Source organism: Pigmentiphaga daeguensis (assembly GCF_039523035.1).
GTDB classification, from domain to species: domain Bacteria; phylum Pseudomonadota; class Gammaproteobacteria; order Burkholderiales; family Burkholderiaceae_B; genus Pigmentiphaga; species Pigmentiphaga daeguensis.
The window spans coordinates 389,923-407,247 of sequence record NZ_BAAAEN010000002.1 but is presented as its reverse complement, the minus strand read 5'-3'; the positions used below and the strand labels follow the sequence as shown (position 1 = coordinate 407,247).

Here is a 17,325-nt window from a genome sequence, read left to right as displayed (position 1 = left end):
CGCTCACCTTGCCACGGCCGCCGGGTGGCGCCGGCAGATGCGATAGCGCACCAGCGTATCGCCCAGCAGCAGCAACGCCAGCGCCAGCCCCTGGAACACGCCGACGATGGAAGCCGGCAGGCCGAGGCGCGACTGCGCCAGCTCCCCGCCTATGTAGAACGCCGCCATGACCAGGCCGGCCAACAGCGCGCCGGCCGGATGCAGGCGCCCCAGGAAGGCCGCGATCACCGCCGCGAAACCATAGCCCGGCGACACCGAAGTCGTGAGCCGCTGCATCGGCCCCGCGACTTCGCCTATGCCGGCCAGCCCGGCCAGCGCGCCGCATGCCAGCATGGAAGTCCACAAGGCCTGGCGCGGCGAATACCCCGCATAGCGCGCGGCGGCGGGCGCGGCGCCCGTCACGCGCAGGCGGAAGCCCGGATGGGAACGCGCCAGGAACAGCCAGGCCGCGCCGGTGGCCGCGAGCGCCAGCCACAGCCCGGCGTGGGCGCGTGTGCCCTCCCAGAGCACGGGCAGGGCGGCCGCCTCGTCGAACGATCGGGACTGCGGGAAGTTGTAGCCGTAGGGATCGCGCCAGGGTCCGAACACCAGATAGCCGAGCAGGAGCTGCGCCACATAGGTCAGCATCAGGCTGACCAGCATTTCATTGGCGCCGAACCGGTCCTTGAGCCAGGCCGTCAGCGCGGCCCACAGCATGCCCCCCAGCATGCCCGCGGCCATGACCAGCACCACGTAGCCCCGCCACGTGTCCGGCCCGGCCAGCAGCGCCACGCCGCCGCCGGCGATGGCGCCGGCGATCAGCTGCCCTTCGGCGCCGATGTTCCAGACGTTGGCGCGAAAGCACAGCGACAGGCCCACCGCGCACAAAACCAGCGGCACCGCCTTGACCGCGAGTTCGCCCCATGCGTAGACGCCGTTGAAAGGCTCGACCAGGAACAGCCGCAACCCTTGCCAGGCATCGATGCCCAGCGTCGCGAACAGCGCGGCGCCGCCCAGCATGGTCAGCGCCAGCGCGGCCAGCGGCGACAGCCAGGCCGCCAGCCGCGAGACGGAGGCACGCGGCTCAAGCTGGATCATGGGTCCACCGCCCTTCCATCCAGCGGCCCAGCATGTCGGCCGTGACCTGGGCGCGCGCCACCGCCGGCGACAGCCGCCCGCCTGCCATGACCGCCAGCCTGTCGCACAGCGCGAGCAGCTCGTCCAGGTCCTCGGAAATGATCAGGACCGCACCGCCGGCGTCGCGCAGATCGATCAGCGCCTGGTGGATGCGCGCGGCGGCGCCGACGTCCACCCCCCAGGTCGGCTGCGCCGCCAGCAGCACGCGCGGCGCACCGTCGAGTTCGCGGCCCACCATGAATTTCTGCAGATTGCCGCCGGACAGGCTGCGTGCCGGTGCGCGCGGCGATGCCGCCCGCACGCCGTGGCGCGCGATGACGCGGGAGGCGGCCTCGGCCAGCCCGCGCCGCCGTATCCAGCCTCCGGATGACGCTTGACCGGATGCCATGGTCAGCAGCATGTTCTCGTCCAGCCCCATCTCGGGCACGCATCCGCGCCCCAGGCGTTCCTCGGGAATCGCGCGCAATCCCAGCGCGCGCCGCGCGGCCGGCCGAAGCCGGCCGATGGGATGTCCCAGCAGATGCACGGCATCGTGCGGCACGTGGATCTCCTCGCCCGACAACACCGACAGCAGCAGCGACTGGCCGTTGCCGGACACACCCGCCACGCCCAGTATCTCGCCGGCCCGCAGCTCGAATGAGACCTCGCGCAAGCCCACGCGCTGGCCGGGCGGCGCGGGCATCGACAGATGCTTCACGCGCAAGACCGGATCGCCCGCCGGCCGCGGCGAAGCGCTCCGGACCTCGTCCACCGCGTTTCCCAGCATCAGGGTGGCCAGTTCGTCCTGCGCCATTGCGCGCGGATCGACCACGGCCACCGCACGACCCGCCCGCAGCACCGTGCAGCGATCGCACAACTCGCGGATCTCCGCCAGCTTGTGGCTGATGTAGGCCACGCTGCACCCCTCGGCCGCCAGTTGCCGCAAGGTGGCGAACAAGGCGGTCCTGGCCTCGGGCGACAGCACCGAGGTCGGCTCGTCCAGGATCAGCAGGCGCGGCCGCGCGGCCAGGGCGCGCAGCAGCTCGACGCGCTGGTGTTCGCCCACCGACAGGTCGCCCACATGGGCATCGGGATCCAGGTCCAGGCGATAGCGTTCGATCAGCGGCGCCAGCCAGGCGCTCGCCGAGGCACCCCGGGACAGCTCGCGCGCCAGTGCGGCCGGCAACCCCAGCAGCACGTTCTGCGCCACCGTCAACGTGTCGAACAGCACGAAATGCTGGAACACCATGCCCACGCCCAACGCGCGCGCATCGTCCGGCGCGCGTGGCGCCACCGGACGGCCGTCCCACAGGATCTGTCCCGCGTCCGGCGCCAGCGCGCCGTACGCGATCTTCATCAGGGTCGACTTGCCCGCCCCGTTCTCGCCCAGCACGGCGTGGATCTCGCCCGGCGCGATGGCCAGCGAGACCTCGTCGTTCGCGAGGACGCCGGGATACCGTTTGGTGATCCCGCGCAGTTCGAGTCGAGGAACGGCCATGAGAACGAAGCGGGTGGACAGGAGGCGCCCATTGTAGACCGCCCCTTTCGCGCCGCCCGCCTCGAGGCTTCATCGATACACGGGCGGAGGCCGGCAGTCCTTCCGTATGCGGGGCACGTCGCGCAAACCGTTCAGCACCATCCATTGATGCCGCCCCGTCGCGCTGCCCCGCTCCAGGGCCAGGTGGGCCCAGTGCATCGCCTCGCACGGATCGGCCTTCACCTTCGGTCCGTACAGGGCCGGACCGGCCAGCAGGACCGAGGCCAGCATCTCCTGGGCCTCCAGGTCGCCCCGCGTCGCGGCCTGCCGCAACCGCGCCAGCATCGTGCCGTAGTCCCCTTCCGAGCGAGCCTCCAACGCCATCTGATAGAACTGCTCGGAGGTCGCGATTTCCGAAAGCGGCGGTGCCGCCGACGCAGCGGGAGCCACGACCGCCGCGGCAAACAGCCACGGCGCCGAGATACGAACCCAACGGGAAATAATGTGCGAGCGCTTCACGGCCGTCTCCTTTGACATGCCTATTGGGCCTGTCGGCGCGCTTTGGCACAATGCGGTTCTATGCCTCGTGCCTCCGGCTGTCCCGAAGGCACTCCACCACGGAGCATTTCCATGCGCCTCGATCTCGCGGACCTGCGCCTGTTCCTCGCCATCGTCGACGCCGGCAGCATCACGCAGGGCGCCGCACGCGCGAACCTGGCGCTGGCCTCGGCCAGCGAACGCCTGCGCAACATCGAGGCCGATGCCGGCGTGCGGCTGCTGGAGCGCCGCCATCGCGGCGTGGTCGCCACCGAGGCCGGCGAGGCGCTGGCCCATCATGCCCGGCTGATCCTGCGCCAGCGGGAACTGATGCAGGGCGAGCTGCTGGACTTCGCCTCCGGCGCCCGCGGGACCATCCGCATCCACGCCAACACCGCGGCCCTGACGGCCTTCCTGCCGCGCAAGCTGGCCCCGTGGATGGCCACCCGCCCGCACCTGAACGTCGACATCCGCGAGCGCACCAGCAAGGAAATCGTCAAGGCGGTCTCCGCCGGACTGGTCGAAGCCGGCATCACTTCGGACCAGGTCGATGCCGCCGGGCTGCAACTGCACCCCGTCGCCACCGACCACCTCGTCCTGATCACCGCCCGCGGCCACCCCCTGGCGCAGCGGCGCGTGGTCCCGTTCGCCGAGATCGTGCGCGAGCCCTTCGTGGGACTGGCCCCCGGCAGCGCGCTGCAGGACCACATCGACGAACATGCGCGGCGCGCCGGCCACGCACTGGCCCTGCGGATCAGGATGAACACCTTCGGCGGCCTGTGCGAAATGGTCTCGCACGGCGTGGGCGTGGCCGTCATTCCCGACAGCATCGCCCAGAGCCATCGCCGCCGCCATCCCTACCAGCGCATCGCGCTGGCGGACGCCTGGGCCCACCGCCGCCTGTGCCTGTGCCTGCGCGACTGGGCCGGCCTGTCGGCCCCGGTCCGGGACCTGCTGAGCCACCTGGCCGGCGATGCCGGCGTGCCGCCGCTGCCGTAGGGTACCGCTGCGATATTCGTGTCCGAGTGCACTCGGCCATATCGCGAGGATGTTGATACATTCCTCGGTGCAACGGCCCGCCTCCACGAGAGATAGCTAAAGCTCCCGGCGGTGCTTCGAACAACCACTTGCGAAAGTCCCAATTTGGGACTAATCTTAACTCATGCGGGTCATTGCCGTCAGCACATTGCGCCAGTTCTGGAAAACCCATCCGGACGCAGAGCAACCCCTCAAGGCTTGGGTGGATGAAGCAAGCCAAGCCACATGGACGCAACCTTCGGATATCAAGGCTCATTACCGCAGCGCCAGCATCCTCAAGAATCGTCGCGTGGTTTTCAACATCAAAGGTAATGACTATCGATTGATCGTCGCGGTCGCCTACCGCTTGCGCATCGTCTATGTGAAGTTCGCGGGGACACACTGGGAATATGACGCGATCGATGCCGAGACCATAGAAATGGAGTAAGACATGGAGATTCGCCCCATCCGTAGCGAAGCGGACTACAAGATGGCCCTGAAAGACATCTCACGCCTCATGGAAAGCGATCCTGAACCCGGAACGCCGGATGGCGATCGCCTGGACATCCTGGCTACGCTGGTACAAGCCTACGAAGCCAGACACTTTCCCATCGACCTGCCCGACCCCGTCGAAGCGATCAAATTCCGCATGGAGCAAGCCGGCCTGACCGCCAAAGACCTCGAGCCCATGATCGGCCGCCGCAACCGCGTCTACGAAATCCTGAACCGCAAGCGCAGCCTGACACTGCAAATGATCTGGAATCTGCACAAAGGGCTAGGCATCCCCGCCGAAAGCCTGGTCAAACCCCCGTCGAACTCCTGATCTCCCGGTAGGACCACGGTGGCCTGCGAAGAAAATCGCAACACGATCCCACCGCTCGCTCCGGATCCTCACACTTAGAGAAGCGCCTCGATTCCCTTGCGTCGGATAACGTTCAACAGTGCCAGCGCAGGGCCTTTCGCATGCGTCGCGCCGCGCTCGAGCTGCGAGACATAGCCCGGCGTCATATTGAGATACCGGGCAAGCGCGGCTTGACTGAGGTGAGCCTTCTCGCGCACTTCCCGCACTTGAACCGCGGTAATAGGCTCCGAGGTAGGCAGCGCATCCGCTCCCAGGTGGCGGGCAGTGCTTTTCTGATGCGTCGCCTTGTCCATGATCCCCAAGCGGTGCTGGGAGTCGGCCATTTCCAGAAGTTCACTGGCCAAGCGGCCAGGCTTGCTCGTCGTCATGTGTCGTCTCCTCATAGGATGGAAACATCCCACAAAATAAAAAACGGCGCCCCACAGGACGCCGTCAGCACTACACCCCTCCCCCCGACCCAGGGCACAGCGGATCCGGCTCCGCCGGTCCGCCAGTGCCGCCCGGGGGACCCGCCGCTGGGCCGCCCCAAGGCGGGTCCCCGCCCCCTCGGGGGGCTGCCGCGTAGCGGCTGGGGGCTCGCCATGCTGGGCGCCCGAAGGGCGTAGGGGGGGACCGCCTATTCAGCAGCAATCGCCTTCATCGACAGACGCAGGCGGCCCTTGTCATCGGCCTCGATGACCTTGACGCGGACCTGCTGGCCGACCTTCAGCACATCGTTGATGTTGGCGATGCGATGGTTGGCGATTTCCGAGATGTGCAGCAGGCCGTCGCGGCCCGGCAGCACCTGGACGATGGCACCGAAATCCAGCAGGCGCAGCACGGCGCCCTCGTAGATCTGGCCCACTTCCACGTCGGCGGTCAGGTCGGCGATGCGACGCTGCGCTTCCTTGGCGCGGTCCAGGTCGGCGCTGGAGATGACGATGGTGCCGTCGTCCGAGATGTCGATCTGCGTGCCGGTTTCCTCGGTCAGCGCACGGATGGTGGCGCCGCCCTTGCCGATCACGTCGCGGATCTTCTCGGGGTTGATCTTCATGGACAGCATGCGCGGCGCGAACGCCGACAGCTCGCCGCGCGAACCTTCCAGGGCCTCGCGCATCTTTTCCAGGATGTGCAGGCGGCCTTCGCGGGCCTGGGCCAGCGCCACCTGCATGATTTCCTTGGTGATGCCCTGGATCTTGATGTCCATCTGCAGCGCGGTCACGCCATTGACGGTACCGGCCACCTTGAAGTCCATGTCGCCCAGGTGGTCTTCGTCGCCCAGGATGTCGGTCAGCACGGCGAACTTGCCGCCGTCCTTGATCAGGCCCATGGCCACGCCGGCCACGTGATCCTTGATCGGCACGCCGGCGTCCATCATGGCCAGCGAGCCGCCGCACACGGACGCCATCGACGACGAACCGTTCGACTCGGTGATTTCCGACACCACGCGGATGGTGTACTGGAAGTCCTGCGGCGCGGGCAGCAGCGACACCAGGGCGCGCTTGGCCAGGCGGCCGTGGCCGACTTCGCGGCGCTTGGGCGTGCCGATGCGGCCGGTTTCGCCGGTGGCGAACGGAGGCATGTTGTAGTGGAGCATGAAGCGATCGCGATACTCGCCCATCAGCGCGTCGATGATCTGCTCGTCCTGCTTGGTGCCCAGCGTGGCAATCACCAGGGCCTGGGTTTCGCCGCGGGTGAACAGCGCGCTGCCGTGCGCGCGGGGCAGCACGCCCAGGCGGATGCTGATCGGACGCACCGTGCGGGTATCGCGGCCGTCGATGCGGGGCTCGCCGTTCAGGATCTGGCCGCGCACGATCTGCGCTTCGAAGTCGAACAGGATGTTGTCCACTTCGACGCCGTCGACCGCGGTACCCGAGGCCTCGGCCTGGGCGGCCAGCTTGGCGTGCACGTCGGCATAGACTTCGCGCAGCTTGGTGGTGCGCTCCTGCTTGGAGCGGATCTGGTAGGCGGCCTTCAGGCCTTCCTCGGCCACGGCGCGCACCGAGGCGATCAGTTCCTCGTTCTTGGCGGCGGGCTTCCAGTCCCATTCGGGCTTGCCGGCTTCGCGCACCAGGTCGTTGATCGCATTGATGACGGTCTGCATCTGCTCGTGGCCGTAGACCACGCCACCCAGCATGACCTCTTCGGACAGCTGCTGGGCTTCGGATTCGACCATGAGCACGGCGGCATCGGTACCGGCCACCACCAGGTCCAGCTTGGAGGTCTTGAGCTGCGAGGCGGTGGGGTTGAGCACGTACTGATCATCGATCCAGCCCACGCGCGCGGCGCCGATCGGGCCGTTGAACGGGATGCCGGAGATGGCCAGGGCGGCCGACGAACCGATCATCGCGGCGATGTCGGGATCGATCTCGGGATTGACCGACAGCGTGTGGATGACCACGTGCACGTCGTTGTAGAAGCCCTCGGGGAACAGCGGACGCAGCGGCCGGTCGATCAGGCGCGAGGTCAGCGTTTCCTTCTCGGAGGGCTTGCCCTCGCGCTTGAAGAACCCGCCCGGGATGCGCCCGGCGGCGTAGGTCTTCTCGATGTAGTCGACGGTGAGCGGGAAGAAATCCTGGCCGGGCTTGGCTTTCTTGGCCCCGACCACGGTTGCCAGCACGACGGTGTCCTCGATGGACACCATTACCGCGCCCGAAGCCTGGCGAGCAACCTCGCCGGTTTCGAGCGTGACGGTATGCTGGCCATATTGGAAGGTTTTTGTGACTTTATTGAACATGACAGGCATCCTTTGCGATTGCCCTTCTGAAACGAAAATGCCTGTGACAGGCGGTCCCTGACACAGGCACTCTCATATTTCAGGAGGGGGTTGCTAGAGTGCCGGCTGCGTCGCGCCCGAACAGGAAGCGACGAAACCGGCAACCACCGGAAACGCGGAGCGGCGCTGCGAGGGCAGCGCCCGCCGGGTTCCCGATCCCCTGGAAATTCACTTACGCAGACCGAGCTTCTCGATCAGGGCGCGGTACGCGTCGGCGTTGCGGCCCTTCAGGTAGTCGAGCAGCTTGCGGCGACGGCTGACCATGCGCAGCAGCCCGCGACGGGAATGGTGGTCTTTGGTGTGCTCTTTGAAATGGCTGGTCAATTCGTTGATCCGGGCGGTCAGGAGAGCGACCTGCACTTCGGGGGATCCGGTATCACCCTGGGCGCGTTGGAATTCGGAGACGATATTGGCCTTGTTGATGTCGGCGACGGACATTTTTTTCCTCTCGGACTGGCGGCAAGGCCGAGGCGCCCTGCCGTGAAAGTTGACGACCCGGCCACGACATATCTGGTCGCGGCCGGAAGGTTAACGATCAGCGCCGCCTGAAAATAGGCAAAAACTGAAAGTTAGCCAGGAAGTATAGCCTTATTCGGGGAGCTTTGCCATTTTGCAACGCGTAGGCAGCGTCAGGTCGGCCGCGGAAACCTTCAGCGTGGTCTCGAAGCCATAGCCGCTGCCTTCCACGTCGCGCCTGACCGGGCCGATGCCCGCCTTCTGCATGGTGAACACATACAGGGGCTTGATGGCCTGGTGGTCGTCGGGCCGCATCCACAGGTCCGCCCCCTCGGAAGTCCATCGCATGCCCGACAGCTGGCGCGCGATGGCCGCGGCGTCCACCTTCCCGGCCCGCTCCAGCGCCGCCGCGAGCATGTCGGTCATGTGCAGCATCCGGGCGTTCAGGTAGTCGTCGGCCGGCCGCGGGAACATGCGCCGGTAGTCGTCGTAGGCGCGGTCCATGCCGGGCTCGCCGGCGTTGTAATGCCATTCGGCCACCGCGCGCACCTTGCCCACGCCGGCGTCCCCCAGCGCGGCCGGCGCGCCCAGCGCATTGCCGTAGAAGGTGTAGAAGCTGCCTTTGAATCCCGCTTCGCGGGCGGCCTTCACCAGCAGCGTCAGGTCGTTGCCCCAATTGCCGGTGATGACGGTATCGGCGCCGCTGGACAGGATCTTGGCCGCATAGGGCGAGAAATCCTTGACCTTGCCGATGGCATGGAACTCGTCGGCCACGACCTCGACGTCGGGCCGCTTCTCGGCCAGCATCGCCCGGGCGCTGCGCGACACTTCCTGGCCGAAGCTGTAGTCCTGGTTGATCAGGTAGACCTTGCGCACCTCGCGGTCGCGCCGCATGACCTCGGTCAGGGCCGCCATCCGCATGTCGGAACTGGCATCGAAGCGGAAGTGCCACGGGCTGCACTTCTCGTTGGTCAGCGCGGGATCGACGGCCGAGTAGTTCAGGAACACCATGCGCTGGCCGGGATTGCGCTGGTTGTGGCGATTGACGCCCTCGATCAGGCCCGCCGCCACGGCCGAGCTGTTGCCTTGCATGACGATGCGTATGGACTGGTCGGCCGCGCCGCGCAGCAGCAGCAAGGCTTCGTCCATCTGGTTCTTGCTGTCGAAGGGAACGAGCTCGAGCCGGTGCGCGCCGTCGGCCAGCTTCACGCCGCCCCGGGCGTTGATGCGTTCGACCGCGAAGCGCAGGTTGCGCATGATGGCCTCGCCGGTATTGGCGAAGGGCCCGGACATGGCCTCGATCACGGCGATGCGAACCGGCGCGGCCGCCTCTCCCTGGGCCCGGGCCGGCATGGAACCTGCGCAAGCCAGCGCAAGTCCTACAATCAGCGAACCATAGCCACGCCTGCGTGACAGAAACACGGTCATCTCCGGTCGTCAATCCAAGAACAAGGTGAATTGTATGAGCATCGCCCTCCTCCTGCGCCGTGGCGCCTGCCTGCTGGGCATGGCGGCGCTGCTTGCGGCCTGTGCCAGCCCGGCCGGCATCCAGCCGGGCGAATCCGGCTCGGCCGTCACGGCCCGCCTGGGCCGGCCCACGCTCGAACGCCCCCTGCCGGGCGGCGGCCAGCGCCTGATCTATTCCAGCCAGCCCATGGGGCAGTACGCCTGGATCACCGACGTCGGTCCCGACGGCAAGGTCATCGGCACCACCCAGGCCTTGACCAGCGAACGCTTCCGCATGCTGGACTCCGGACACTGGGATACCGAGCGGCTGCTGTTCGAGTTCGGCCCCCCGGCCGAGATCACCCGCGTCGGCCTGAAGGGCGAGCAGATCGTCTGGGGCTACCGCTTCCGCGAGGACGGCGTGTGGAATTCGCTGATGTACGTCTACGTCAATGACCAGGGCGTGGTCACGCGCTACCACCCGGGACCCGACCCGCTGATGGAGCCCCGCTTCCAGCTGGGTATGTAGCCTCAGTCTTCGCCCTTGAATGCGGCGATGATGGCATCGGCCACGGCCCGCACGCGGGCCGTGCGGTTCAGGTCGGCGTGCAGCACCAGCCAGACATCCAGGCGCTCGGTCCGCTCGGGCCAGATGCGCACGAGCTCCGGATCGCCCTGCGCCGTCGACACGGCCAGCTCGCCCAGTCCCAGACCCGCCCTGACCGCCTCCAGCATCATCATCCCTGAATTCACTTCCAGCGCCACCCGGGCATTGCCGATCGACACCCCGCCCAGCCTGCCGCCATCCAGCGGCCCGAGCGGACGATCGTACCGGATCACGTCGTGGCCCTTGAGCGCCGCGTCCACCGCGGGCTCTCCGCGACGGCGCAGGTAGTCGCGCGAGGCATAGACGCCTATCTGCCTGCGCGCCAGCCGCCGCGCGATCAGGTCCGGACTCGTGGGCTTGACCGTGCGCACGGCGATGTCGGCCTCGCGGCGGGTCAGGTTGGTGAGCTGGGTGGACGTGCCCAGCACCACCCTGATGTCCGGGTGGGCCTCGCGCAGCGTCCGCAGCGCCGGGATCACATAGAAGCTCGCCATGGTGTCGGAGGTGGCCACGCGCACCACGCCGCACAGCTTGTCGTCCAGTCCCTGCATCTGCCGCTGCAATTGATCGGCCGCCTGCTCCATCCGTTCGGCGGCGGTGCCGGCCAGTTCTCCGGCCGGCGTGGGCACGTAGCCGTTGGGCGTGCGCAGGAACAGGCGCGCGCCCAGCGCGGCCTCCAGGGCGGCCAGCCGGCGGCCGGCCGTGGCCTGGTCCACCTCCAGCAGCGCCGCGGCCCCCCGCAGCGTGCCGGCGCGCCGGATGGCCAGGAAGACCCGGGCATCGTCCCAGTTCATGGCCGTCCCACGCTGGCCGAAGGCCCTTCGGCGGAATGCATTTTTGCATCATCGAACTGCATTTTCACCACTTTTTCTGCATCACTCCGGCGCCTAGGATAACGCCTTCTACCGTTTTCCGGACGACGACCGTGCGCTACCCCTGCCCCGATATTCCCCTCTCCCCGGCCCCCGCGCGGCAGGCATCGGCCGATCCCATGCCGCTGGCCGCGCTGGCGGTGGGCTTCATCATGGCCATGCTCGACGTCACCGTCGTCAACGTGGCGCTGAGCGACATCGCCCGCAGCCTGGAGGTCTCCCTGTCGGGCCTGGTATGGGTGGTCGACGGCTATACGCTGGCCTTCGCCGCCATGCTGCTGGTCGGCGGCGCGCTGGCCGACCGCCTGGGCGCGCGCGCCGTGTATCTGGCGGGACTGGCCATCTTCACGCTGGCCTCCGTGGCGTGCGGCCTGGCCCAGGACGGCATGGCGCTGGCCGGCGCCCGCCTGGCACAGGGCGTGGGTGCTTCCCTGTTCGTTCCCAGCTCGCTCAGCCTGCTGGTCCACACCTATGCCGACGAACGCGTCCGGGCTCGGATGGTGGCGCTGTGGTCGGCCATCGTCACCTTGTCGGTGGCGGCGGGACCGCTGGTGGGCGGCCTGCTGATCGCGCATTTCGGCTGGCGCAGCGTCTTCCTGATCAACGTCCCCATCGGCATCGCCGGCGCGCTGCTTACCCTGAAGCTGGTCCGCCCCGCCCCCCGCCGGCCACGCGCCCTGAACCCCGCCAGCCATGCGTTGGGCATCACGGGGCTGGCGGCCCTGTGCTATGCGCTCATCCAGGGTCCGGAGCGGGGCTGGACCGCGCCCTCCATCCTGCTGGCGGCAGTCCTGGCCCTCGCGGCCGGCGCCATGCTGGCCTGGCTGGAACGACGGGCCGCATCGCCGCTGGTACCCCGGCAGCTCCTGGCCGAGCCGCGCTTCCTGCCGGCCAACGCCCTGGGCGCCCTGGCCAGCTTCGCGGTGTACGGCCAGTTGTTCCTGCTCAGCCTCTACCTGCAGCGCGCACGGGGCGCCGGGCCGCTCGACACCGGTTTCCAGTTGATGCCGCTGATGCTCATCCTGGTCGTGGGCAACCTGCTGTCTGGCCGGCTTTCCAGCCAGCGCGGCACGCGCTTCCCGATGCTGGCCGGCACCGGCCTCGCCGCGCTGGTCACCGCGGCGGCCGCGTTCGACGGCCTGGCGCTGCCCTACTGGCTGATGATGGCGCTGCTGGTATGCGGCAACCTGGGCGCCGCCATCGCCATTCCGGCCATGACCGCCACGGTGATGCAGTCCGGCGGGAAGGAGCATGCCAACAGCGCCGCGGCCATCCTGAACGCGAACCGGCAGATCGGCACGCTGCTGGGGGTCGCCGTCATGGGCAGCCTGCTGCACGGGCTGCCCGACTGGTCGGACAGCCTGCCTGCGGGCCTGGCCGTGGTGGCCACAGCCTATGGCGCGGCCTGGTTGTGCATTCTGCGCGCAGGAAATGCGGCGCGGCGCCAACCCGCGCGCTGACGCCGCCGGTCAGGGCGTCCGGTCGCCGCGCAGCGCGCCCGCCGCGACCAGCCGGCGATTCGCCTCGTAGTCGTCCCGCACCGCCGCGCGAAAATCATCGATGCCACCCGCGGCCGGCAGGTTGTAGGCCCGCTCCAGCCGCCCGGCCAGCGGTCCGCCCACCAGCACGCGGTTGACCGCGGCGTTGATGCGTTCCTGCACGGGCCTGGGCGTGGCCGCGGGCACGAACAGCCCGAACAGCGACATCAGGTTGGCCTGGGGATAGCCCAGCTCCGACAGCGTCGGCACCTCCGGCAGCGCGCCCAGCCTGGCGGGCGCGCCCACCGCCAGCGCCTTCAGCCGCCCCGTCCGCACATAGTCCAATTGCAGCGCCGCGACGTTGGTCGACAGCACCTCGAAACGCCCGCTCAAGGCATCGTTCAATTGCGGCCCGCCGCCGTGATAGGGAATGTGGGTGATGCGCGCGCCGCTCGCCGCGGCCACCTGCGCCATCACCATGTGCCCCGTCGTGGCGATGCCCGAGCTGGCCCAGCGGATCGCCCCTGGCCTGCGGCGCGCCTCGTCCACCAGATCGGCGAAACCGCGGCCGGTGAAGGCCGGCGTGCCGGCCACCAGTACCGGCGTGCGCATGACGGCGGCCACGGGGGCGATGTCCCGCAGGGGATCATGGTCGGCCGACGGGCGGCTCAGCAGCGGATTGAGCGTGAGCGGCGTCAAGGCGGAGAAGGCCAGCGTATGGCCGTCGGGCGCCGCGCGCGCCACGGCCTCCATTCCCACGCCTCCGCCCGCCCCGCCCTTGTTCTCGACCCAGGCCGGCACGCCCAGGTCGCGCGACAACGCCTCGGCCAGGATGCGGGCGATGGTGTCGCTCACGCCCCCGGGCGGATAGACGACCACCATCCGTATGGCGCGCGTCGGCCAGGTCCGTCCGTCCCCGTCCGCCGAAGCGGCACGCTGCCCCACGCCAGCCAGGGGCAGCGCGGCCACGGCCTGCAGGACGCGGCGGCGCGACGCCCGGAAGCGCGCGGCCGTCATCGCCCCGCCGCCAGCCGCCGCGCCAGCGCGGCGAAATGCCGGGCCGGCAGGTTGTCCTCGCCGTCGCGGGACACCAGCGTCAGCGGCGCATCCAGCCGTTCGGCCCGCGCCAGCGGCAGATAGGTCACGGCGTGCGCATGCGCGCCGCTGATGGACTTGGGCACGACCGACACGCCCGCGCCCGCCGCCACCAGGTTCAGATTGGTCATCATGCGGTCGACCTCGGCGGCGATGCGTGGCCGCAGCCCCTGGCTTTCGCACAGCGCGAGCAGGTTGGCGTACAGGCCTGGCGCGCCCGGCTGGCGCACCAGGATGATCTTCTCCTGGCACAGCTCGGCCAGCGAGATCGCGCGAGGCCGGCTGGCCTGCCTGCCCCGCGCGAGGGGATGGTCGCATGGCACGGCGGCCACCGCGGGCTCGGTCAGCAGGGTTTCGAACACCAGCCCGTCAGGCCGCGACACCGGCACGCGCAGCAAGCCGCAATGCAGCCGTCCGGCGGCGATGGCCGCGGTCAGCCCCGCGGCGTTGTCCTCGTGGATGTCCAGCTCCACGCCCGGATAGTCCCGCCGGTACAGGCGCAGGGCCTCGGGCGTGAAGGCGTGCGCCGCGGCCGAGCTGGTGAAGCCCACCGCCAGCAGCCCTTCCTGGCCGTTGGCCACCCGCGCCATCCGCTGGCGCATCTGCGCGTAGCCTTCCAGCAGGCTCTCGGCCTCGCGCAGGAAGTGCCGGCCGGCGTCGGTCAAGGCCACGCCCCGCGGATGACGGCGCAGCAGTTCGACGCCCAGCTCCCGCTCCAGCGCCTTGATCTGCTGGCTGAGCGGGGGCTGCTGGATGCCGAGCCGCTCGGCGGCGCGCGTCATGTGCCCGGTTTCGGCGACGGTGACGAAGTAACGCAGATGGCGCAGGTCCATATTTTTTATATATCGAGTCTCCGCTTTTATTGTATTTGACGTACCGATCGGCGCGCTCGCATCATCCGCCGTGCACGCGCCCCCGCCTCGAGAGGGCCGGCCCTGGAGACGATACGATGACCGCACCCCGCTCCCACCCCGCCCTGCCCCTGCTGCTTGCCGCCGTCGCGGCGCTGGCCGGCTGCGGCGGCGGCGATGGCGACTCGCCCGCCGGCCACCCGCCCGAAGACCCTCCGGCCGCCTCGGGCCCGCCCTATGCCCCCGCCCTGGCCTGCGCCTCGCTGGCCGCGCGCGGCTTCTCTCCCGCCCAGCTGACGCTGCCCTCGGGCGGCGCAACGGTGTCCGAGGCGGTGGACGTCGCCGCCGATGCCGAGGGCAACGCCCTGGGCGCCTATTGCCGGGTCCGCGGCGTCATCAAGCCCGTGAACGCCGGTTCGCCCGACATCAACTTCGCGCTGAACCTGCCGCTGCGCTGGAACGGCAAGACCATCCACTTCGGCGGCGGCGGCTTCAACGGCCGGCTCATCGACGGCACCGAGACCATACGCTTCGGCCCCGCCGACAAGCCCGCCCCGCTGGCCCTGGGCTACGCCACCTACGGCGACGACTCCGGCCACCAGAGCGGCAGCATCACCGACGGCAAGTTCGCCGCCAACGACGAGGCCCTGTCCAACTACGGCGGCCAGTCGCTGAAGAAGACCCGCGACGTCGCCGCGCAACTGGTGCGGGCCTACTACGACATGGCGCCCAGGCACGCCTATTTCCTGGGCACTTCCACGGGCGGCCGCGACGCGCTGGCGCACATCCAGCGCTGGCCGACGGACTACGACGGCGTCATCGCCAACGAGCCCGCGCTCAACTACTCCGGCACGCGCCTGTCCAACGTCGCGCTCGGCCGCGCCCTGTACGCCAATGGCGGAGCCGGCTGGCTCAACGTGGCCAAGACGCTGATGGTGCAGAACACGGTCAAGCAGGCCTGCGACAAGCTGGACGGCGCGGTCGACGACATCGTCAGCAACGTGGAGAGCTGCCGGCTGCTGAACGCGTCCAACCTGGCGGCCATGCGCTGCCCCTCGGGCGCCGACGAAGGCGATCACTGCCTGTCCGCCGCGCAACTGGCCACGATCCGCACGCTCGAGGCGCCGCTGGAGTTCTCCTCCTACCGGCTCGCCAACGGCGTCGAACGCGCGGGCGGCTACAACATCCTGGAAGGCGCGCTGGTGGCCGGCCCCTACACCTCGCGGGACCTGGGTACGCGGCGCGTGCCGGGCAACCCGGCAACCTCGGCCGATGCCAACATGTACGTGACGGGCGACCAGTGGGTCAAGTATTTCGTCACCCGCTCTGCCACCTTCGACACGCTGGGCTTCGACCCGCAGAACCCCGGCGCCTACACCGCGCGGGTGCAGGCCGTGTCCGCGATCACCGACGCCACCGATCCGGACCTGCGCCCCTTCCTGTCCCGCGGCGGCAAGCTCATCATGCTGCACGGCCTGGCCGACGAGGTCATCAGTCCCAACTCCACCATCGACTACTACCAGCGCGTGGTCGCCACCGTGGGGCAGGAGGCCGTGGACAAGGGCATACGCTTCTACACCGTGCCCGGCATGGGCCACGGCACCGGCGTGTTCATTCCCAACTGGGATTCGCTGGCCGCGCTGGAAGGCTGGGTGGAGCAAGGCCTGCCTCCGGGCACGCCGGTGGCGGCCGACGCGGTGGCCGCCACTTATGGCCGCACGCGGCCCCTGTGCCAATACCCCGCCTGGCCCAAGTACCGCGGCAGCGGCAGCCTGGACGCCGCCGTCAACTACAGCTGCGTACAGGAAACGGGCGACCCGCTGGCCTGCCCCAACCTGCCCGCCGCGGTGACCCGCTACAAGGGCGGCAACACGCTGGGCGAGGAACTGACGGTGACCGTGGACCCCGCTTCGCTGCGCTACACCGTCACGATAGACGCCAGCCTGCAACGCGCGGCCGGCACCGTGCGCGAGGGCAGCCTGCGCGCCCAGACGACTTGCGCCTATGCGAGCGACGAAGGCGGCGCGGTCTACATGTTCGGCGCGGGCGGTGTCCTGCAAGGCGGCGTGCTGCCGGCATCCGGCGGCGGCTTCGAACCGCTGCTGGCCTTTGCCACCACGTTCGAGAACACCGGTTCGCCCACCGTCTTCAATCCGGTCGCCGCCATCTACGACCTGATCGGCGTCCACCATGGCGCGGGCGGCACGGCAGCGGCCTACAAGGCGGCGGGCCGGCTGCGCAACGCCGGCACCTTCCAGTTGTGCCGGGATCCCGTCACCGGCGGCTTCATGACCTACGACGCCGCATGCACGTCCACCGCCAAGGGATACATCACCTACAACGCCGCACGCGGGGCCTTCGACCTGCTGGCCACTGCGCCCGCCGATCCGGCCAGCACCACCGGCGGCACGCCCGCAGGCTCCATGGTGATCGGGCTGGTCAACGGCAATGCCGTCCCGCTGCAACTGGTACGGGAGTCGGCCACCAGCTACGGCATGCGCCTGTATGCGCCGCAGCAGTCGCTGGCCTCCGGCGCGGCCGACGGGGTCTACGCCGTTGCCGGCACCGGCGCGCGCAATCTGGAAGCCACCCTGTCCGGCGCCACGCTGGACCTGGACGGCGGCACGATGGCCGTGGCCTACGACACCCCGGTGCCGGGCGTCGCCCAAGCGGGCACCTCGGGCAACGACCATTTCCTCTTCACCCACGGGATCCTGGGTTACGCCTCGGGCACGGGATCCACCGCCATCTTCGCCACCGGAGTCCGCCATTGAAAA

At 69.1% G+C, this 17,325-nt stretch carries 16 protein-coding genes; 6 read left to right on the top strand and 10 right to left on the bottom strand.

The genetic code is table 11. The features are described 5' to 3' along the window. Positions 1-3 precede the first annotated feature (3 nt). From ABD104_RS04635 to ABD104_RS04625, 3 genes are all read right to left on the bottom strand, one after another. On the bottom strand, positions 4-1,077 hold the full coding sequence (locus tag ABD104_RS04635; RefSeq protein ID WP_343927191.1) for an ABC transporter permease: 1,074 nt from the start codon (positions 1,075-1,077) through the stop codon (positions 4-6). After that, entirely contained in the window at positions 1,064-2,593 is a 1,530-nt protein-coding gene (locus ABD104_RS04630; protein WP_343927190.1) for an ABC transporter ATP-binding protein, read from the bottom strand. The genes ABD104_RS04635 and ABD104_RS04630 overlap by 14 nt, the downstream gene beginning before the upstream one ends. A 69-nt stretch (positions 2,594-2,662) precedes the next feature. After that, the gene (locus tag ABD104_RS04625; protein WP_087841336.1) at positions 2,663-3,091 is read right to left on the bottom strand and encodes an SEL1-like repeat protein; all 429 of its coding nucleotides are present in this window, start codon (positions 3,089-3,091) and stop codon (positions 2,663-2,665) included. 111 nt (positions 3,092-3,202) lie between these two features. Here ABD104_RS04625 and ABD104_RS04620 point away from each other — a divergent pair, with 111 nt between their 5' ends. From ABD104_RS04620 to ABD104_RS04610, 3 genes are all read left to right on the top strand, one after another. Next, the gene (locus ABD104_RS04620; RefSeq protein WP_343927189.1) at positions 3,203-4,108 is read left to right on the top strand and encodes a LysR family transcriptional regulator; all 906 of its coding nucleotides are present in this window, start codon (positions 3,203-3,205) and stop codon (positions 4,106-4,108) included. A 163-nt stretch (positions 4,109-4,271) separates the two neighbouring features. Next, on the top strand, positions 4,272-4,574 hold the full coding sequence (locus ABD104_RS04615) for a type II toxin-antitoxin system HigB family toxin (protein WP_343927188.1): 303 nt from the start codon (positions 4,272-4,274) through the stop codon (positions 4,572-4,574). Between the two features lie 3 nt (positions 4,575-4,577). Next, on the top strand, positions 4,578-4,949 hold the full coding sequence (locus ABD104_RS04610; RefSeq protein ID WP_087841339.1) for a helix-turn-helix domain-containing protein: 372 nt from the start codon (positions 4,578-4,580) through the stop codon (positions 4,947-4,949). 74 nt (positions 4,950-5,023) lie between these two features. Here the strand turns inward: ABD104_RS04610 and ABD104_RS04605 are convergent, their stop codons facing one another. From ABD104_RS04605 to ABD104_RS04590, 4 genes are all read right to left on the bottom strand, one after another. Beyond that, positions 5,024-5,356 carry a helix-turn-helix domain-containing protein gene (locus ABD104_RS04605; RefSeq protein ID WP_343927187.1) on the bottom strand — a complete coding sequence of 111 codons (333 nt, stop codon included), beginning with the start codon at positions 5,354-5,356 and terminating at the stop codon, positions 5,024-5,026. Positions 5,357-5,604: 248 nt separating this feature from the next. Next, positions 5,605-7,704 carry a polyribonucleotide nucleotidyltransferase gene (gene pnp / locus ABD104_RS04600; protein ID WP_087841340.1) on the bottom strand — a complete coding sequence of 700 codons (2,100 nt, stop codon included), beginning with the start codon at positions 7,702-7,704 and terminating at the stop codon, positions 5,605-5,607. A 207-nt stretch (positions 7,705-7,911) separates the two neighbouring features. Next, positions 7,912-8,181, bottom strand: coding sequence for a 30S ribosomal protein S15 (rpsO, locus tag ABD104_RS04595; protein ID WP_087841341.1), 270 nt, complete (start codon positions 8,179-8,181; stop codon positions 7,912-7,914). 150 nt (positions 8,182-8,331) lie between these two features. Continuing rightward, complete coding sequence (locus ABD104_RS04590) at positions 8,332-9,627, bottom strand: branched-chain amino acid ABC transporter substrate-binding protein (RefSeq protein WP_087841342.1); 1,296 nt, start codon at positions 9,625-9,627, stop codon at positions 8,332-8,334. Positions 9,628-9,661: 34 nt separating this feature from the next. On the opposite strand from ABD104_RS04590, the gene ABD104_RS04585 reads away from it, so the two are divergent. Next, positions 9,662-10,174, top strand: a complete 513-nt coding sequence (locus tag ABD104_RS04585) for a hypothetical protein (RefSeq protein ID WP_087841343.1) — start codon at positions 9,662-9,664, stop codon at positions 10,172-10,174. Positions 10,175-10,176: 2 nt separating this feature from the next. Here ABD104_RS04585 and ABD104_RS04580 read toward each other — a convergent pair whose 3' ends face one another. Then, positions 10,177-11,046 carry a LysR family transcriptional regulator gene (locus ABD104_RS04580; RefSeq protein ID WP_343927186.1) on the bottom strand — a complete coding sequence of 290 codons (870 nt, stop codon included), beginning with the start codon at positions 11,044-11,046 and terminating at the stop codon, positions 10,177-10,179. Between the two features lie 131 nt (positions 11,047-11,177). Between ABD104_RS04580 and ABD104_RS04575 the strand changes: the two genes are divergently transcribed. After that, positions 11,178-12,584, top strand: coding sequence for an MFS transporter (locus ABD104_RS04575; RefSeq protein WP_254914686.1), 1,407 nt, complete (start codon positions 11,178-11,180; stop codon positions 12,582-12,584). Between the two features lie 9 nt (positions 12,585-12,593). Here the strand turns inward: ABD104_RS04575 and ABD104_RS04570 are convergent, their stop codons facing one another. Both ABD104_RS04570 and ABD104_RS04565 read right to left on the bottom strand, forming a co-directional pair. Further along, positions 12,594-13,619: a Bug family tripartite tricarboxylate transporter substrate binding protein gene (locus ABD104_RS04570; RefSeq protein WP_087841346.1), complete on the bottom strand. Its 1,026-nt coding sequence runs from the start codon at positions 13,617-13,619 to the stop codon at positions 12,594-12,596. Then, positions 13,616-14,530 carry a LysR family transcriptional regulator gene (locus tag ABD104_RS04565; protein WP_279817313.1) on the bottom strand — a complete coding sequence of 305 codons (915 nt, stop codon included), beginning with the start codon at positions 14,528-14,530 and terminating at the stop codon, positions 13,616-13,618. The genes ABD104_RS04570 and ABD104_RS04565 overlap by 4 nt, the downstream gene beginning before the upstream one ends. 116 nt (positions 14,531-14,646) lie before the next feature. On the opposite strand from ABD104_RS04565, the gene ABD104_RS04560 reads away from it, so the two are divergent. Continuing rightward, positions 14,647-17,322: a tannase/feruloyl esterase family alpha/beta hydrolase gene (locus ABD104_RS04560; RefSeq protein WP_087841348.1), complete on the top strand. Its 2,676-nt coding sequence runs from the start codon at positions 14,647-14,649 to the stop codon at positions 17,320-17,322. Positions 17,323-17,325: the final 3 nt, after the last annotated feature.